This is a genomic window from Paenibacillus sp. GCM10028914, assembly GCF_042666275.1.
GTDB lineage: Bacteria > Bacillota > Bacilli > Paenibacillales > Paenibacillaceae > Paenibacillus_AQ.
The window spans coordinates 124,645-140,403 of record NZ_JBHTFO010000007.1 but is presented as its reverse complement, the minus strand read 5'-3'; the positions used below and the strand labels follow the sequence as shown (position 1 = coordinate 140,403).

16 protein-coding genes are annotated in these 15,759 nt (G+C 42.5%); 4 read left to right on the top strand and 12 right to left on the bottom strand.

Translation table 11 applies throughout. The features are described from left to right. Positions 1 to 12: 12 nt before the first annotated feature. Together ACFQV5_RS06375 and yyaC are read right to left on the bottom strand one after the other, a co-directional pair. Complete coding sequence (locus tag ACFQV5_RS06375) at positions 13 to 804, bottom strand: alpha/beta fold hydrolase (RefSeq protein ID WP_379244771.1); 792 nt, start codon at positions 802 to 804, stop codon at positions 13 to 15. Between the two features lie 103 nt (positions 805 to 907). Next, positions 908 to 1,447, bottom strand: coding sequence for a spore protease YyaC (gene yyaC, locus ACFQV5_RS06370; protein WP_379244769.1), 540 nt, complete (start codon positions 1,445 to 1,447; stop codon positions 908 to 910). Positions 1,448 to 1,615: 168 nt separating this feature from the next. On the opposite strand from yyaC, the gene ACFQV5_RS06365 reads away from it, so the two are divergent. Then, positions 1,616 to 1,840, top strand: coding sequence for a DUF1128 domain-containing protein (locus ACFQV5_RS06365; protein WP_379244767.1), 225 nt, complete (start codon positions 1,616 to 1,618; stop codon positions 1,838 to 1,840). A gap of 93 nt (positions 1,841 to 1,933) precedes the next feature. On the opposite strand, the gene ACFQV5_RS06360 is transcribed toward ACFQV5_RS06365, so the two are convergent. Together ACFQV5_RS06360 and ACFQV5_RS06355 are read right to left on the bottom strand one after the other, a co-directional pair. Then, complete coding sequence (locus ACFQV5_RS06360; protein WP_379244764.1) at positions 1,934 to 2,647, bottom strand: pirin family protein; 714 nt, start codon at positions 2,645 to 2,647, stop codon at positions 1,934 to 1,936. Between the two features lie 115 nt (positions 2,648 to 2,762). Continuing rightward, a complete protein-coding gene (locus ACFQV5_RS06355; protein WP_379244762.1) occupies positions 2,763 to 3,767 on the bottom strand; it encodes an asparaginase in 1,005 nt (334 codons plus the stop codon). A 342-nt stretch (positions 3,768 to 4,109) separates the two neighbouring features. On the opposite strand from ACFQV5_RS06355, the gene ACFQV5_RS06350 reads away from it, so the two are divergent. From ACFQV5_RS06350 to ACFQV5_RS06340, 3 genes are all read left to right on the top strand, one after another. Next, entirely contained in the window at positions 4,110 to 4,367 is a 258-nt protein-coding gene (locus tag ACFQV5_RS06350) for a GlsB/YeaQ/YmgE family stress response membrane protein (RefSeq protein WP_379244760.1), read from the top strand. A gap of 51 nt (positions 4,368 to 4,418) precedes the next feature. Then, positions 4,419 to 4,823, top strand: a complete 405-nt coding sequence (locus tag ACFQV5_RS06345; protein WP_379244758.1) for a YtxH domain-containing protein — start codon at positions 4,419 to 4,421, stop codon at positions 4,821 to 4,823. Between the two features lie 83 nt (positions 4,824 to 4,906). Continuing rightward, entirely contained in the window at positions 4,907 to 5,356 is a 450-nt protein-coding gene (locus ACFQV5_RS06340) for a DUF5665 domain-containing protein (protein ID WP_379244755.1), read from the top strand. Positions 5,357 to 5,410: 54 nt separating this feature from the next. On the opposite strand, the gene ACFQV5_RS06335 is transcribed toward ACFQV5_RS06340, so the two are convergent. The 8 genes from ACFQV5_RS06335 to ACFQV5_RS06300 all read right to left on the bottom strand — a co-directional run bounded on the left by ACFQV5_RS06335 (position 5,411) and on the right by ACFQV5_RS06300 (position 15,668). Then, positions 5,411 to 6,391 carry a magnesium transporter CorA family protein gene (locus ACFQV5_RS06335; RefSeq protein WP_379244753.1) on the bottom strand — a complete coding sequence of 327 codons (981 nt, stop codon included), beginning with the start codon at positions 6,389 to 6,391 and terminating at the stop codon, positions 5,411 to 5,413. A 134-nt stretch (positions 6,392 to 6,525) separates the two neighbouring features. Further along, entirely contained in the window at positions 6,526 to 7,296 is a 771-nt protein-coding gene (locus ACFQV5_RS06330; protein ID WP_379244751.1) for a sigma-70 family RNA polymerase sigma factor, read from the bottom strand. Beyond that, positions 7,293 to 7,745 (bottom strand): anti-sigma B factor RsbW, encoded by a 453-nt coding sequence (gene rsbW / locus ACFQV5_RS06325; RefSeq protein WP_379244749.1) that lies wholly within the window; start codon positions 7,743 to 7,745, stop codon positions 7,293 to 7,295. Before rsbW ends, ACFQV5_RS06330 begins: the two co-directional genes overlap by 4 nt. Before the next feature lie 16 nt (positions 7,746 to 7,761). Continuing rightward, entirely contained in the window at positions 7,762 to 8,100 is a 339-nt protein-coding gene (locus tag ACFQV5_RS06320; protein ID WP_379244747.1) for an STAS domain-containing protein, read from the bottom strand. A 101-nt stretch (positions 8,101 to 8,201) separates the two neighbouring features. Further along, on the bottom strand, positions 8,202 to 9,878 hold the full coding sequence (locus ACFQV5_RS06315; RefSeq protein WP_379244745.1) for a response regulator: 1,677 nt from the start codon (positions 9,876 to 9,878) through the stop codon (positions 8,202 to 8,204). Between the two features lie 18 nt (positions 9,879 to 9,896). Next, positions 9,897 to 10,766, bottom strand: a complete 870-nt coding sequence (locus ACFQV5_RS06310; RefSeq protein WP_379244743.1) for a CheR family methyltransferase — start codon at positions 10,764 to 10,766, stop codon at positions 9,897 to 9,899. 64 nt (positions 10,767 to 10,830) lie between these two features. Next, complete coding sequence (locus tag ACFQV5_RS06305; RefSeq protein WP_379244741.1) at positions 10,831 to 14,499, bottom strand: response regulator; 3,669 nt, start codon at positions 14,497 to 14,499, stop codon at positions 10,831 to 10,833. Then, complete coding sequence (locus tag ACFQV5_RS06300) at positions 14,496 to 15,668, bottom strand: PP2C family protein-serine/threonine phosphatase (protein WP_379244739.1); 1,173 nt, start codon at positions 15,666 to 15,668, stop codon at positions 14,496 to 14,498. The genes ACFQV5_RS06305 and ACFQV5_RS06300 overlap by 4 nt, the downstream gene beginning before the upstream one ends. Between the last annotated feature and the right edge of the window lie 91 nt (positions 15,669 to 15,759).

Sequence of the window (15,759 nt, the reverse complement as noted above, 5' to 3'; positions counted from 1 at the left end):
CTTATGTTAGGATTAAGACTCGTGAACATGATTTAAAAATGAAAGAATAGCTTCACTCAAATCTTTGGGATTTTCCATCATACTCATATGACCAGATTCCTTTATAACAATCTGAGTCACATTGGCATGATCTGTTGTAAAGACACGTTCAACTGGCATAAGACTATCCTTTTCACCTGCAACGAGGAGAACAGGAAGAGTTGTCGAAGATAGCACATCACGACGATCTGGGCGCTCACGCATAGCAAGCGCTGCACCAATTGCTCCTTGCGGAGGCGTCAGATAACCAATCTCCTTCGCCTTCTGAATACATTCCTTATTTCGATCTTCCATTCCGGGAGCGAACAAGCCAGGAACAAGCCCGTCGATAAAATCAGTAATACCCTCTCCCTGAATGACACTCACCGCCTTCACTCGCTTCTCCTTGGCCTCATCCGAATCCGGATATCCTGTGGAGTGGATCAATCCAAACGCATTTAACCTAAAAGAGTATCGTTGTACAAATGACAACGTTATGTATCCCCCAAGAGAATGGCCAAGCAGCGTAGCTTTCTCGACATTCAGCTCGTCCATTAGAAGCAGCACATCATCAGCCATCTGTTCAATGGTATAAGGACCCATAGGCGCATCTGAACGACCATGTCCTCGAAGGTCCGGTACAATAACCCGGTAACCATTCAGATCATGCAATATCTGTTCCCAGTAAGAAGAGCTTCCGCAGTACCCATGAAGCAAAATTAAAGGTTCTCCCTGCCCAATTTCCAGATAACATATCGTATTACCGTTACACTGTACTTTATCCATTACAATACCCTTCTTTCTATTGTTCGGTGCTACACAAGCACCTATGGTTTTATATAGATGTAATAGTATTAAACCAAAAACTGGTCTGATTGAAACGTCTGCTTCAAGTATTAAGTCCAAAGGCACATGCTGCAGCATGTGCAATTTCTTCAGCCATGTTCATAACCAAGTGGAGCGATGTAACTTGCAGTGTCCAGTAAGGTTTGGGTCCCTGTATATTCACGACTGCAGCAATACTAAAGTGACCTACAGACGGAAGCTGTCTCCCCACAGACTGTGCAGGATGAAGCGGACCTTCCGATACAAAGTAGGAATTGACGGAAGAGGGCTGACCAAGACAAGCATCAATCGCAATCACAATATTCTCTGCCTGAACATCCTGCAACTTGGTCACAAGATTACATGCATCACACGGATCGGGAAGCGTTCCAATTACGTTTGGAAAGCCATATTCCAGCAATCTGCTTCCTGTCAACGGGCCTAGCGCATCCCCTGTCGAACGGTCTGTGCCGATACATATGAATGTGATTTGCTCCAAGGAGTACTGCTGAGATATGTTTGAAAAAAAACTTATCAATTGCTCTCCAGATAGTTTGATTTTCTCTGCAGACTCACCCTTCCCAAATCCCGCGTCATTGCCCATTACCTTCCCCCTTTGCTATGTACACATTACTGCGAACTACATATTAGGCACCATTCACAGTTCTTCTGATTTTACCCTAACCAAGGGATAGTAGCAAAAACATTGGTTCGACTGACTGCAACATGGTACAATACAGGGACGAAATGAGTGAGAGGAATGGTGCCAGTCATGGATCTAAATGTACAATCTCAAGAAAATATTGAGTATATGATCGAACAAATCAAATTAAAGCTCCGCATGGCTTCAGCTGCCGCTATGCAGGCGTCAGCCTTCTCCAAAGATCAATATGAAGATATACGCGATCTGTACGACATGGTTATGAGTAAGAATACACTGAGTATTTCAGAGGTAGAAGCACTTGTCTCCGAGCTAGGTCGTCTCCGCGGAAATTAATCGTTGACTTTATGTTTAAAAGCCCCCACTCGATTCTTCCTATTCCAAGGAAAACCGAGCAGGGGCTTTTATATTTTATTGTATGATTACGGATTATGGTAAATCTATCACGATAAATTCTGCTTCTCCTTCACTTGAAGTACCCTTAAATGAGACTTCAGTGCATTCCTTGATCCTTGCAGCATCTCCAGAGGACAAATCAAATGTTCCATCCTCAGAGGAGATTTCGAGATTGCCCTGTATAAGGTAAACATGCATTCTGCGTCCTTCGGCAATAGAATAACTGATACGCTCCCCTGTCTCCAGTACTGATCCATAAAGAACGATGTCAAGAGCGATTGGAAGCGCCCTTTCATCTCCGCTCCCCCCCACCATCGGCAGCAAACAATTAAGACGTTGGTCTCGAGAAAAAACTTCATTGCACCGTGTTGAAGACATATCAGGGCGATCCGGTAAAAACCACATTTGAATAAATCTAGCTTCCTCTGTGGAATCATTCTTCTCATGATGTGTTAATCCTTGACCTGTACTGATGACTTGAACCGATCCCGGTTCGAGCTGTTGTTTACCCATATCATCCTCGTAATGAATACTTCCATTCAGGACGATATTCACAATTTCCAGGTCATGATGAAGTTCAGAATCTATCATGCCTCCTGGTTTTAATACATGGTCATTATGAGCAAGTAAAGAACCGAAATGCGCATTGTGCGGATCATCATAGTCCGCAAAAGAGAAACTATATTCGCTGTGAACCCATTCTTTTTGTGATGTATGCCTTTCCGCCGCAGTCATGATCTTAATCATGCCCGCTCACCTCCGCATATTCACTTCCCTATAGGAAAGCGAGATAAAGTTTTTCTCCCGATTGGGATTATACTTTAATACCCCGGCGGATTTTAATTTAATCATTGTGCTAAAATCAAATATATTTTAAAGTGAATACCGTTTCGGTTCTGCCTACTTTTTGACCCTCATCATTATAAAGATCTTTGGTATAAGCTTCTCTTAAACGTTCAATCGTGGATCTGTTCTTATAACCGATCTGCTCAAGAATGGACTCTGCCACATATCCCCACTCTTCTTCTGAGCCATCCAAGATTTTAAACGTGACTCCAAGTCTCTCTTTCTTTAAACCAAAACAGTAAACGCCTTTAAATCCACCTTTGGCAACGATGTTCTCATCCTGGAGAAGGATAGTATCCACTCTACCGCTTCCTGCTACCATAAAGGGATTGGAGTTCATCGCCTTCGTTATCGTTTCTACCGCGTGGCGAGTAGCTTCATCCTCAATCCGATCTGGGCAAGCAAGCTTCATATATGCAGTAGCCAGGGCATGAATAGGCAGGGCGAATACCGGTAGACCGCAACCGTCTGTTCCTAGAGTAATCTCATCCTTAGATAAACCACTCATATACGCAATTGTATTCAGTACTTCTTGTTGCACCGGATGTTCAGGATTCTCATACCCTTCAAGAGGGAATCCTTTCATTTGACTATAGGCAAGCAAGCCCAAATGCTTTCCAGCACAGTTATGATAAAGTTTACGCTTATCACTTCCACTGCGGATCAGAGAATATCTTGCTTCTTCATCAAGCGGATAACTTGAGGCACATACGAGTCTACTTTCCCCAATCCCCGTTTTATTCAATAAACCAGCCAGTATTTCCTGATGCTCAAGCTCTCCGCGGTGGGAAGCCGTCATGATTGCAATTTCCTGATCTGTTAAATGATAATAATTCGCTAATTGCGCACGAATGGCAGGAATAGCCTGCAGAGGTTTCGCAGAAGACCGTGTGAACGTTATATAATTTGGGTCACCTGCATACGCTTCGACTTTCCCTTCTTCATTAACGATACATATATGTCCACTATGGGCGCACTCCATAACATCTGCACGATACTCCTTCACTAGTACAGTCTCCATGATGCCTCTCTCCTTCTAGTTCTTAATCCAAAATGATGTCCATCATACAAAGGCACGGGACATACCGAAACGGCTACCAAGACCCTAGTCGCCTAATTAGTATAGTACAAAAATCTACATATATCAGCAGGCAAAAATAATCAGACGTGAGGATAAAGAAATTTGTAAAGCCCCAAAAACTTGAAAATCCAACAATTTTCTTATTGTTTCCATACTGATTGAGCATAAAACTCTGTTTTCCTCTATATCTCATGTTTGTTGTTTCATGAATATCGCTAACGTTTAAATACCAGATAAGCAAGCCTAAACAAGTTCACGACACTCTGAAAAGGAGGCCATCCTATGTGGGGAATAATTATAAGCATCGTAATGGCAATCATTATCGGAATCATCGGTGATGCCCTAGTTGGTAATGATATGCCTGGTGGAATTATCGGATCCATGATTGCGGGCTTCATCGGTGCTTGGCTCGGACCTATGCTTTTAGGTTCATGGGGTCCAGAAATCGGCGGATTCGCCGTTGTTCCAGCAATCATTGGTACGGCTATCTTCGTATTCTTGTTGGGACTCATCTCTAAGATGGTTCGTCGCACAACCTAATTTTACTCGTTTCAACATACTAAATTATATTAATCTAAAGGAGTGAATGTCATGAATCACACAGAACAAGAATATCCGGTACAAAGTGGATCAACTTTCTTTAAAGGTGCTTTCATTGGAGCCTTGGTCGGAGCGGCAGCAGCTCTGCTGTTTGCCCCAAAACCAGGTCGAGAACTCCGTGGAGATCTCTCCGACAAGATCACATTGGTTGGTGATAAAACCAAGGAAGTTGCAAGTGTTGTAGGCGATAAGGCTACAGAAATTGCAAAAACGGTAAGCTCTAAAGCTTCTGATGTCATGACGACAGTGAATGAGAGCCGGGGCAATATCATGTCGAGCGTGAAGCAAGCTTCCAACGATGTGAGTGATGAAGTTGCGACTGCTTCTGAAGACGTCAAACAAGTGACGAAAGATGCTTCCTCTGACGTCAGCCAAGAGACGAAGTCGAGATACTAAACCGTTAAAGCGGTTTTAGCCAGCTGACAAAGCTGGCTATTTTTATTTCATCTTCTCCAAAACCAAGGAAAGAAGGGATAACGATGAGTAAAGCAGCCCCCTATAACCGGCTCGAAAGACCTTTTGAGCGTTCTGACCACGATCAGATTTCTCGAAGACGTGATCAAGACCGAAGAGAACGCCAAGAGTCCACTACGAACTCTGGTGAAGAGAGAAAAAGCCGAAATGCCTACGAGGTCGAAGAACATCCATTTGAGCTAAGACATGAAGTTAAGCGACTAAACACACGACTCGATAAAATTGCCGATTCTCTTGAGCGATCCGACTTTAAAGACATTGTTGAAAACTATATGAACCCAAAAAAACGAATGATTACGAACTTTACCGCAGGCCTTTCCCGAGGATTGGGTATGACTGTAGGAACTTTCGTTGTTCTCGGTCTCTTAGGGTACATTCTGAGTCTTTTTGTAGATTTGCCTCTTATCGGTAATTATATTGCTGAGTTACAAGGATACATCGATCGATCAAAGTAAGAGCATAAAGAAGTCCGGATTGTGACAAGAATCCGGACTTCTTTATGCTCAGCTTTATATGTTTTTGTTTTTGGATTTCACTCGCAGCAAATCCCCTGTCCACCCCTTCACATGCATCCACATATACATGCCTACTGTCATAGCCAAGGTAAACAGGATGGAAGCCGTAAACCCCCAAGACACCTTAATCAACGGCAGATTCTCAAAGTTCATTCCCCATATTGCTCCTACCACAGTCGCCGGTGTGAAGATAACCGTCATGATTGTCAGGGTCTTCATAATTTCATTCCCACGGAAACCGGCAATTGCATCATCGATCGAAACAAGCGTATCGATTTCTCGCTCATAATGCTGAAATAGCTTTTCCATTCGCTCGACCCGATGAAACAATTGTTTATAAAACCGACTATCTTCCAAACTATCGAGATATCCCTCTTTAGCGGCTGCTATTAATTCTTGGAAAGATATAAATAGATTATTCCAATAAATTAGCTCAAATCTGGAGTTCAATATACTATCCATCAAATAGCGTTTATTTTGTTTCTCCATTTCAGATTCCACACTACGCAGTTTCTCTTCAAATCTGTCCATACCTACGTGGAAATAATGCAGGATAGCTCTTGAAAGAACAAACATTCCATCAATCGGCCTTGAACATTGATGCATCATTGAGACTCGGCCTGTTTCTCTCATAACCCCTCTCGTATGTTCATCCAAGTTGAAGGTCATCAATACCTGATCATCGATATAAAAATAAAACTGTTCATTTTTCTTCTCATCATCTATCTCTGTGGTAACCGTATATAGAATAGAGCCAATCATGATTGGATTTATTCCCTCAGGAAAACGAACGGACAAATAGTTTTTACCTCTAAGAGTCGATGCATAATCAAACCATCTTCCTGTGTAGGGAAATTGTTTCCGCAATTCTCCCATTAGTGGCGCATCCCAATCATCGATTTGAAGATCATACCATGTCCAACCACCTGCAAAGGTGTATACATTTTGCTCCTTCTCCAGCTGGAAGGTAGTCATTGAACCATCACACCCTCTTTTAATTTGTCCTATTCGTTAAATTAAATAAGGCACGCTATTCCTGACTGGAATGAGCGTGCCCTTATGTAAAACAACCTTTACATCTGCACTGGATACAGAAAGACTTGTCCATATCAATAAGATGAATTAGACATAATCTGTTTCAACTTCTCTGTTGCCCTCTTCTGAATACGAGATACACTCATTTGGGATACACCGAGCTTCTGAGCGATTGCTCGCTGCGACTGACCTTCTTGGAAAGCAAGCAGCAACACTTTCTGCTCCTGCTCCTTGAGCTGACTTAAAGCCTGCTGTAGATCCATTCGCTTCTCAACAGAATCAAAATCATTCACATCAGAGCTAATCAGTTCTCCAAGCGTGGCACCCGTCTCCTCCTGCGATAAAGGCGAATCTAATGATACATAATGATAGCACTCACGGCCGGCAAGAACCTCTACCGTCTCCTCAACCGTCAAATCCAAGTAATGTGCAATTTCTTTAACATCGGGTGATCTTTCCAGCTTCACTGTCAACTCATCGATAGCTTGCTGTACGAGGGCACCCTTTTCTTTAATTCGACGGGGGACTTGGATATACCAAGATTTATCACGTAAGAAGTTCTTCATATGACCGATCATACTCTTCATCGCGTATGGCTCAAAAGGTATACCTAAACTGATATCATATTGCTGAAGCAACCGGATCAGAGCCATCTGCCCAACCTGATACAAGTCTTCATAGAGGTCGGGCCGATTGCGGGCAATTTTACCTGAAGCCATCTTAACCATCGGTTCATATTTTTTTATTAAGACGGTAGCGATATCGTTATCCTTGGTCTGCTGATATTCCCAGATCAGACTAATCGCTTCATCTTTTGACTCTGGGGGAGTCACTTTTTCACTCATACCGGCTCCTCACTTCTCGCAAGCCGCTTTGTAAGAATAACTTGTGTTCCCTTCCCTGTCTGATTCGTTACACTCACTTCATCCATGAGTGCCTCCATTAAGTAGAAACCAAGTCCTCCAATTTGAACTTCATTCAGTTCTTTATCATGAAGGGTCCCAGGGCTGTCTGCATTATCATCACTGTCGAAACTCTCCCCTTCGTCTCTGACGGTGATAGACAACGAATCAACAGAAACATCAAACACAACTTCTACAACTCCGCCTTCTTGGCCATAAGCATATAATACCGAGTTATTACAAGCCTCTGAAACTGCAACTTTCATATCTTCAATCTCTTCATAGGAAAAGCCCATTTTTGATGCAATTCCGTACAAATTCAATCGAACAATATCTACATATTCCGCACTGGCAGGTAAATTTAGGGTAACTTTGTGTGCATCAGCATTCATTTTTTTCTTTCCTTTCCTAATGGGAATTCTCCTGTGAGGCAAAGAACTTCGCAATTCCAGTCATGTCAAACAGCTTCTGAATTTGTTGAGGAACTTCTTCAACAGCAAAGCGTGCTTTCATTCCATGTCTTGCTTTCAAAATAGATAACAAGATTCCGATCCCCGTACTATCAATATATGTCATGTCTTTCATGTTGACGATCAAATCTAGTTCAGAATTACTCACAAGTGGCTCCATAACCAGTCTAAAGTCAGGAGCAACGGACAAATCGAGTTCTCCACTTAAAAACACAGTGCAAGCATTTTCACTCATGTGAGTCTTGGCATTGAACTTCTCATTCTTATTTGTATTCATAGACATTCTCTCCCGAAATTCGTATTCATTACAAATAACCCTTTATTTCATATGTTGAAACAACCTAGCAATCATTTTTCGATTGTTATTTTATAACATCTTCACATAACGGATTTTCGATCATGAGAAAGGACATGATTATGAATCGTCGGCAGTGCATACTTGTTCAAGACTTCTTTAATACTGTTAATTTTGACCGGCTTACTAATGTAATCATCCATACCTGCCTCTAAACAGCGCGCTTCTATACCGTCCATCACATTCGCTGTCATGGCAACAATGACAGATCTCTTAAAAGGTGACTCTTGTTCACGAATAAGACGGGTAGCCTCTAAACCATCCAGGACAGGCATCTGAAGATCCATAAATATCATGTCATAATGATGTCCGGATCTTACTAACTTTACGGCTTGATCCCCATCTTCTGCTATGTCAGCATTCAGATCTAACTTACCCAGCATGCTAAGCATCAGTTTACGATTAATAGGATGATCATCAACAACCAGTACGCTCGGTGAACATTTCTTTTCATTCATGTCATACATATCATCGGGATATTCCCGCCGATGTAATTGATCGTCCTCTTCATACTTATGAACCTTAATTGTAAAAATAAAGGTTGCACCCGTCTCTTCCTCTGAATCTACTCGGATTTCTCCACCCATCATTTGGACCAGCGACCTACAGATTGCAAGCCCAAGACCGGTCCCACCGTATTTACGAGTCATAGAGGAATCCAGCTGAGAGAACGGCTTAAAGAGTCGATCCATTTTATCGTTTGAAATACCGATACCTGTATCTTTAATGTTAAACTCAAGAGTCAAAGTTTCATTTTCTTTCTCAATCAAGGAAATTGTCAGATATACTCCGCCCTGATTTGTAAACTTTACCGCATTCGATACGAGGTTCATGAGTACCTGACGCAGCCGACCCATATCTCCATACACCATTTGGGGTATCTGATCCTCAATAAAATAGAGAAGCTCGAGATTCTTTTTATTGGCTTCTGCCGAAAAGAGTCCAAAGACCTCCTGCACGCAAGATTTCAGTTCAAATGGATGCTCTTCCAATTCCATTTTGCCAGATTCCATCTTTGTAAAGTCCAAAATGTCATTAATGATAGACACAAGAGCATCTGCACTATTCCGGATAATATCGGCATATTCTTTCTGCTCTTCTTGAAGATCACTATCCATCAAGAGATCAATCATGCCAATGACCCCATTCATGGGGGTGCGTATTTCGTGACTCATCATAGCTAGAAACTCAGTTTTAGCTTTTGCTGCTATTTCAGCCGCATTCTTTGCCAGAACAAGCTCATGATTAATTTTCTCTAATTCTTGCGTCTTCTGATGAAGCAACATTGACTGTGTTTTAAGTCTTTTATTCGTCAGGTACATATCGACGAATCCTTCAATTTTAGACTTCAGAATCTGAGGGATGAAAGGTTTCACCATATAATCAATCGCTCCGGCGGAGTACCCTGCAAAGAGGTGTTCTGCCTCTCTGCTGTTCGCCGAAATGAATATAATTGGGATGTCCTTCGTCTTGTCTCTCGCTTTTATAAGCCGCGCCGTTTCAATTCCGTCCATTCCCGGCATCTGAACATCAAGTACAATCACAGCGAAGTCATATTTCAAGAGACATCGTAATGCTTCTTCCCCGGAGGTTGCTTTAACAAGCGTGTATTGTTCGCTGTCGAGCACCGCTTCCAGCGCGAGCAAATTCTCAGGGCGGTCATCTACCAGCAAAATATGAATCGGATCGTGATACCCCATGGAATCCTCCTAATACCTCTATTTAATCTTCCGGTATATTTTCTCTCCCCGGTCTAGCGCTTCGTATGAATCACTGTAATTCGTAAAATGAATTGACTCTTTTGCTCCCAATACAAGCACACCGAAATGACTTAAGCTCTCATGAAATAGTCCATGCACGTGATTGCGAAGTTCATCGTTAAAATAAATCATTACATTCCTGCAAAAGATGACATTGAATTCATTAAATGATCGATCTGTCGCTAAATTATGTTCCGCAAAAATCATATTTTTCTTAAGAAAAGGCTGAAAAATAACGGAATTATATTTAGCCGTATAATATTCTGAAAACGAGCGTGTACCCCCCGCCTCCATATAGTTCTTCGTGTATTGTTTCATGCGTTTGATATCAAACACACCTTCCTTAGCTTGCTGCAAGGAACGCGAGTTCATATCTGTTGCATATATTCGAGCCTTATCATAAAGACCTTCCTCATGCAGCAGAATAGCCATGGAATACACTTCTTCTCCTGTAGAACACCCAGCATGCCAAATCCGAATATAAGGATAGGTTCTCAGAAGAGGCACTACCTTTTGTCTAAATGTCAGGAACAGGTTCGGATCCCGGAACATTTCCGTTACCGGAATAGACAGATTATATATAAGGCGTTCGAAGCAGGGCCTATCATGTAACACTTTATCTTGTAGAGCGGATATAGAGGACACCCCTTCCGCATGAACATGGTGCCAGATTCTTCGCCTCAATGAAGGGAGAGCATAGTTGCGAAAATCATAACCATAGAATCGATGGATGCCCTCGAGCAAAAGCTCAATCTCAATTTGCTCCAGTTCCCGGTCGTTTTGGTCCTCCAGCATCATATCATTTTCGGTATGCTCATTTAATGTCATTGTTGTACACCGACTTTCTCCCTTTACATTTGTTATCCATATATTGTTTACCCAAAAATATGACTTACGAATAAAGCCAAACGCGCATTAAAGATAGAAGTTGTTCCGTCTGGATTGGCTTCTTCATATAATCCGAGGCACCTGCCTCGATACATTTCACCCGATCTTCTTTCATGGCTTTTGCAGTAAGCGCGATGATTGGCATCTTCTCAAATTGAGGCATTTGGCGCAATCTACGCATCGCCTCATATCCATCCATTTCAGGCATCATCATATCCATTAAGACTAGATCATAATCTGGATTTGCCTGTAAGAGTTCTAAAGCTTCACGCCCGTTTTCGGCAAAAGTCACTTCCATATTGTAACCTTCAAGCACACTTGAAAGTGCAAATACATTTCGAATGTCGTCATCCACAAGCATGATTTTTTTACCCTCGAAGAGCACTTCCTTATTATGCAGCTTCTGTAGTATTTGGCGCTTGTCCTCTGGTAGATTAGCCTCTACTCTATGAAGGAACAGCGTCGTCTCATCAAGCAGACGTTCCGGTGATTTAACATCCTTAATAATAATCGATTCTGCATACTTCCGCAGACGCGTCTCTTCCTTGCTGTCCAATTCTTTGCCTGTATAAATAATAATAGGAAGATCTGTGAGATTCTCATCGTCACGGATCTGATCAAGCAAGTCAAATCCTGTCATGTCTGTTAGCATCAGGTCAAGCACCATACAGTCATAGCGTTGATTTCTCAGCTTTTCAAGAGCTTCCTTCCCTGTCGACACTGCAGTTATCGAGACATCATCATGACCGATAAGCTCGATAATCGAATGACGCTGAATATCATCATCTTCTACGATGAGCAGATATTTCATCGACTGCTCTGAATAGGACTCAATATGAGAGAATGCACCTTCCAATGCTTCGCGTGAAGAAGGTTTTTTCAAGTAAGCGATCGCTCCCATCATGAGCCCTTGTTTCACTTCATCCACAACCGAAACGACATGAACAGGGATATGGCGAGTTACCGCTGAGCTTTTCAGTTCTCCGAGCACAGACCAACCATCCATCACAGGTAATTGAATATCAAGAATAACGGCATCCGGCTTGTAGGACTGTGCCATTTGAAGACCTACATCCCCCTGCAAGGCAACTAACGCTTTAAAGCCACGTCCTCTTGCCATATCCAACAGAATCTTAGCAAATTTATCATCATCCTCAATAATCAACAACACTTTGTCTGTTGGGCCGATGGCATCCCGGTCATCCTCAATCTGAACGGCAGGATTCACTTTCGTTTCTTTTGCCTGCTTAGGTGCCACAAAGCTATTGGTCAACATAAGTCCTCTTTCGGACGGTTGCACCGTCGCTGCAGCTTCCTGGTTCGCAGAATTAACTGTTCGTTCACTAGGTAAATACAATGTAAAGCAGCTGCCTTTCCCTTCTTCGGACTCTACGAATATACCACCGCCTAGAAGGCGAGAAAGCTCTCTGCTTATAGACAATCCGAGACCAGTACCACCATACTTGCGACTTGTTGTACCATCTACCTGCTGGAAAGCTTCGAATATCAAATCTGTTTTATCCGCCGGAATACCGATTCCCGAGTCGATCACAGAGAATGCAATATAATTGCGTTCACTATCCATGAAATATGGAATATTGTCCGGCTTACCATGTGCAATCTTCACTTCAACAGAGCCTTTGCTCGTAAACTTGAAGGCATTGGACAACAGATTTCGCAATACCTGCTTAACCCTGTGGCCATCGGTAACGATGCTCTTAGGCACATCCTCATCGATATGAACCTTGAGTCCAACGCCTTTCTTCAATGCGACAGGAGCAAAGTTCTGCTGAACAAATGCTTCGATCTCCGTCATTTGCACCGGTTCGTTGTTAATTTCCATTTTACCGGCATCTACTTTAGATAAATCAAGAATTTCGTCAATCATTTTAAGCAGATCAGCACCCGACATATAAATCGTCTGAGCATACTCAATCTGTTTAGCAGTTAAATTACCGCCTTTATTCTCTGAAAGAAGCTGCGATAAGATGAGTAAGCTATTAAGTGGTGTCCTAAGCTCATGCGACATATTAGCCATAAATTCGGACTTATACTTGGTCGTGACAGAAAGTTGCATCGCTTGCTTCTCCAACTGTTCACGTGCTTTCTCGATCTCCAGATTCTTCTCTTCCACTTCTTGAACTTGCTCTTCAAGCGCTCGAGTCTTAGCCACAAGTTCTGTATTGTAATGTTCAAGTTCTTCTTGCTGGCGTTGAAGCAGTTCTTCGGACCGTTTAAGCGCCTCTGTCTGCTCCTCCAAATTCTCATTAGAACGACGAAGCTCCTCCTGCTGGGTCTGCAGTTCCTCTGATTGACACTGGAGCTCTTCCGTAAGCGCTTGGGATTCACGCAGAAGCTCTTCCACCCGCATACGGCCCATTATACTGTTAAGTATAGTACCGAGAGACAGAGTTAACTGTGATAATAGCTGCTGTTGTAGAGATGTGAACTCCTCAAATGAAGCCATCTCTAACACGCCGAGCAATTCATCTTCAAACAGAATCGGATAAATCATAACAGCCTTTGGTTTAGATGAACCAAATCCGGATTGAACCTTCATATAATCATCCGGAGGACTGTTTAATGCAATCGATTTTTTATCGAGAGCTACTTGCCCTACCAGTCCTTCCCCGATCGTGAAGGAGGCTCTAGGTTTCTCCCCGCCTTCAAATGCATAAGCTCCTCTAACATCAAGTTTATTCGGATTCTTATCTGCTTCCCGGATATACAGAGCCCCATACTGGGCACCAAGGACCGGTGTGAATTCACTTATAAACCGCTGACCTACCTCTTCCAGTGACTCAATCCCTTCAAGCATTTCAGTTACTCTGGCCAAGTTCGAGTTAATCCATGACTGATCCCGCTGAGCATCCATATAAGTCTTCTCGAGTCTTTGTTTTTCTTCAATATCCTCTGCCATTTGCTTGAATACCTGAGCTACCTGCCCGATTTCATCTTTCGAAGTCACCTTGATTTGCTGAATGGCTTTCATACGGCCCTCACCAAAGCTTTTGATCATCATGTTTACGATATTTATCCCTCGAGTAATGCTTGGTACTACCCACAAAATAACAACCAAGCCTACCAAGAGACCGGCAGCCATAAATAAAGTCGTAATTTGAATAGAGCGCTCATAAGCAGTTTTTGCGTTATCAATATCTTCAATGATTTTTGCGTTTTGGTAGCTCGACAATGAATTCAAACTGTCTAGCATCTCTTCCTGAACGCCTTGTCCTGTTGAGATGCGGTAAGAGTTAGCCGCGGTGAGATTACCCGCAGAGAGAAGTTCCAGTGCCCTGGATTGATATCTTCCGTACTCCGTTCTGGCCTTTTCGATCCGGTTAATTAATTGCTGTTCTTCCGCTGTATTTCCCCTTGATTTAAGTACCTCCAGCATAGCGTCTACCTTTTTGTCCATTGCTTCAATATTCTCTGCTGCTATATTGGATTCCGCTTTATCATTGGTCAGCATCATGTTGGTAAGCGCCCGGGCCATATCGTTCACTTGTCCGCGCACATCACTAGAATCGCGAACTTTCATATAACGATCCGTGTATATTGTATCGAGCTGTTCATTCATAAAACTGATTCGATCGTAACCTATCAAGGTTAAAAAAAGCATGATCGCAAGCAGTGTCGTAAACCCGATAACTAACTTACTTCTAATCTTCATTCTGTTTCCTCACTCCCTTTTAGGGTTATCCAAACGAGGCATTTATCATCTTCGCGTTCCTCTGCGGGATTATCAACAAAAAATCGTTCTTTCATTTCATCTTCTCTCCACTCGTATGATCCAGCCAAATGCTGTTTCAGGTAATCGAGCTTATCCTCATGACTTCCCGATACGAGCTCCAAAATCCCATCAGTATACATTGCGATATGTGCATTACCTTCATAATTGAAGCTTCGTGGCTCCATACCATCAATCCGGTCAAACAACCCTACAGGACAACAGCCCTGATCCATTGTCATCACTGTACCGTCCTCTTGAAAGAACAAAGCTGGTGGATGGCCCGCATTCACGTAATCCACTCGCTTCATCCGCGTATCCACGACCAAATATATGGCAGTAAAATAGTATTGTATTAATTGATCTTCTAGATGAAGCTGATTAAATCTACGGTTTAATTCCTGTATGACTTTCTCAGGTTCCACATATGTTGTCACGGTATCTTTCAATACAGATGCAATAAACATACAGAATAAAGATGAAGATATCCCGTGTCCCATCATATCAAGCAAAACAATGCCATACCGACCTTCTCCCAGCGGATACCAGGCGTATAGGTCGCCAGCAAGTTCCGCCGATGGTTGATATAGAGCATGTACTTCGAACAATTCCTCTTCAATGGGAGAACTTAGCACTGCATTTTGAACCATCGCTGCCAATGTTAATTCATCTTGAATTCGTTGTTCTCTCTCCTTGTGCCAATCTTTCTCATGCTTCAATCGAAGCGCGAGACGAATCCGAGCCATGAGCTCGACCTTATTAATTGGCTTGGTCACATAGTCGACAGCTCCCGCATCAAGTGCTTCAGCTAACTTCTTGGAATCACCAACGGCGGTCACCATAATGATCGGGATATCCTTTAAATGTTCATATTGCTGTACAATTCGGCACGCTTCAATTCCGTCCATTTCAGGCATCATCATATCCAGCAATATTAAATCAATATCCACACGTTTAGGACGAATCTCTTCAGTGCGGTCTCCAATACCTATGTACTCCAGCATTTCTAGGGCTGAAGATGCTGTAACGATATCACGATACTGTTCTTTCTTTAAGATTTCTCGGATGATTATGACGTTAGTCGGATTGTCATCAACAATTAATATTCTCATATTTCTCTCCTTAACGATCCTCTCTATGCGAAGAAATCTTCTCTCAAACTATTATACTATAGAATTACCTGAATAGATTGCTATGAGAACA